At 75.8% G+C, this 2,539-nt stretch carries 2 protein-coding genes; both read right to left on the reverse strand.

Annotated elements, in window-relative coordinates; translation table 11 throughout:
- Positions 1-282 precede the first annotated feature (282 nt).
- Entirely contained in the window at positions 283-1,248 is a 966-nt protein-coding gene (locus tag FNH09_RS46015) for an aminoglycoside phosphotransferase family protein (protein WP_152895814.1), read from the reverse strand.
- A gap of 64 nt (positions 1,249-1,312) precedes the next feature.
- Positions 1,313-2,440, reverse strand: a complete 1,128-nt coding sequence (locus tag FNH09_RS46020) for an aminopeptidase P family protein (RefSeq protein ID WP_152895815.1) — start codon at positions 2,438-2,440, stop codon at positions 1,313-1,315.
- Between the last annotated feature and the right edge of the window lie 99 nt (positions 2,441-2,539).

A 2,539-nucleotide genomic window follows, 5' to 3' on the forward strand; every position in this document is an offset into this window, starting at 1 on the left:
GAGACAGGGGCCGGGGGCGCGGACCCGAGAGTCCGAAGGCCCGGTGGCCCGTAGGCCCGGGGGCCCGAAGGCCCGGTGGCCGGGGCCCGGAGGCCCGGGAGCTGGGGGCCAGAGGCGCGGACCTGAGAGTCCGGTGGCCCGAAGGCCCGGGGCCGGTGGCCCGGAGGCGCGGGGCCGGTGGCCCGGAGGTGCGGGGCCGGTGGTCCGGTGGCGCGGCTTCGGAAGCGCGGGGGCCAGGGGCGCGGTCGTCCGGGGCCGCGGCCTTCGGGGTTCGGCGGCTCTTCAGGGCTGGTCCGCGTCGTCCGGGCCCTCCTCGCGGAACTCCGTCACGCGCTCCAACAGGATCGCCTCCCAGGCGCGGCGCAGCTGTGTGCGCAACAGCGGCAGCGGGCTGTCGCTGCGGCCCTCCAGACGCTCGGCCAGCGCGAGGACCGTGTCGCAGCGGGCCAGCCACAGGCCGCGCAGGCAGCTGCGGGCGCCGTAGCCGGCGAGGGTCGCGGCGCGCACGGCGGCGGGGGACCCGACGGCGAGCGCGAGTCCGGCGATGTCCTCCGCGGGGTCGCCGACGACCGCGTGGGTCCAGTCCAGGACCCCGCGCACCCGGCCGTCGGCGCTGACCACGAGGTGCTCGCCCCGCAGACCGTGATGGACGAGGACGGCCGCACCGGGCTGGGCGGCGAGCTGGGCCGCCCCCTGCGGGGGGAGCTGATGCAGCAGCGCGGCGTCGAACTCGTCGGCGGCGCGCAGGAGTTCCGCGGCCGGTACGGCCATCCGGCGCAGCGCCTCCAGGGAGCGGGCCGGGGCGTGCGGTACGCCGAGGACCTCGATCTGCCGGGCGGGCACCTCGCGCAACCCGGTGAGCAGTCCGGCCAGGTCGGCCTCGCCGACGGCCGACACCTCGTGCTGCTCCGCGGTGCCGCCGGGCACCTTGGTGTCCAGGGTGTAGGCGAGGCCGGGCGCCCAGTCGCCGTGCGCCACGCTGACCGGTACGGCGACCGGGACATGGGGGCGGACGAGATCGCGCAGGCGCAGTTCACGGCGGCGCCGGGCGGTCGCCTCGCGGTCGGCGGCGAGGCGCAGCACATGCCGGGTGCCGACCCACCACGTGGTGGACCCGCCCTCCTCGGCGACGGGCCGTACGTCGGGTCCGGCGGCGTCCTGCGCTCCGGTGCCCGCCTCGCCTTCCTTCGTCAGGGAACGGACCAGTCGGCGGACGGTGTCCGCGGTCGGTGTCGGTGCCTGGGTCATGGGTCGCGCCGTCGCTCGGGGGTGTCGTCTCAAGGGTTTCCTGGAGGTCCTTCGGACCGGGACGTCAGTCCACGACGACCATCTCCCGGGTCGTGTCGTTGAGGCGGCGGCCGCCGTCCTCGGTCACGGTCACGATGTCCTCGATGCGCACCCCGAAGCGGCCGGGCAGGTAGACGCCGGGTTCGACGGAGAAGCACATGCCGGGGACCAGGGGCTGTTCCTCGCCCTCGATCATGTACGGCGGCTCATGGGTGGTGACGCCGATGCCGTGGCCGGTGCGGTGGATGAAGTACGGGCCGTACCCGGCGTCCTCGATGACCTTGCGGGCGGCCCGGTCGACCTCCTGGCAGGCGACGCCCGGCCGCACGGCCCTGAAGCCCGCTTCCTGGGCCGCGCGCACGAGGTCGTGGACCGTGCGCTCCTCGTCCGTCGGCTCACCCACGTGAACCGTACGGCTGGTGTCGGAGCCGTAGCCGTCCTTGAGGCCGCCGAAGTCGAGGACGACCATGTCGCCGTCTTCGATGACCCGGTCGCCGACCTCGTGGTGCGGATTGGCGCCGTTCGGTCCCGAGGCGACGATGGTGAAGTCCACCTGGGAGTGACCGTGCCGGCGCAGCAGGCCCGCGAGGTCGGCGGCGACGTCGGACTCCCGGCGTCCGGCGAAGCGCACGTCGCGGATCTCCTCGAAGGTCGCGTCCGCGGCCGCGCCCGCGGCGGCCAGCAGCTCCAGCTCGGCCGGGTCCTTGACGGCGCGCAGCATCGGCAGGTCGTCGGTGAGGGAGACGTACGAGGTGCCGGGCAGCGCTCTTTGCATGGCGAGCAGATGCATCGCCCAGGCGTTGTCGCTGATCCCGAAGGTGCCGGTGGCGTCGAGGAGGCCCGCGGTGAGGGCGTAGGGGTCCTTGCCGTCGGTCCAGTCGCGCAGCGCCAGGGCGGGCGCCCCCGTGGCCTTGGCGGCGTCGGGGGCCTCCAGGGCGGGAACGACCAGGACGGGGTCCTGGCCGGCGGCGAGGACCAGCAGGGTGAGCCGCTCGGTGGCCGCGGGGGGCGCGTAGCCGGTGAGCCAGACGAGGTCGGGCCCTGGTGCCACCAGCAGCCCGGCCAGCCCGGCGTCCGCCGCGGCGCGGGCGGCCCGGTCCATCCGGGCCCGGTAGTCGTCTGCGGTGAAGCGCGCGGCCGTGCTGCCGGTCATCCGGGCCTCCCTGGACGGACGAAGAGGGACTACGGGCAGCATCCTGCCCGGCCGAAGGAGCCCGCGCGAGCCGGTCGCCCGACCTCGCCCGCCGTGTTC

The sequence above is a fragment of the Streptomyces adustus genome (assembly GCF_009377175.1).
Classification (GTDB): Bacteria; Actinomycetota; Actinomycetes; order Streptomycetales; family Streptomycetaceae; genus Streptomyces; species Streptomyces adustus.

Bases quoted from the DNA above. Each gene is read 5' to 3' on its own strand.
- FNH09_RS46015 (WP_152895814.1), bottom strand. From the start codon at position 1,248: ATGACCCAGGCACCGACACCGACCGCGGACACCGTCCGCCGACTGGTC.
- FNH09_RS46020 (WP_152895815.1), bottom strand. From the start codon at position 2,440: ATGACCGGCAGCACGGCCGCGCGCTTCACCGCAGACGACTACCGGGCC.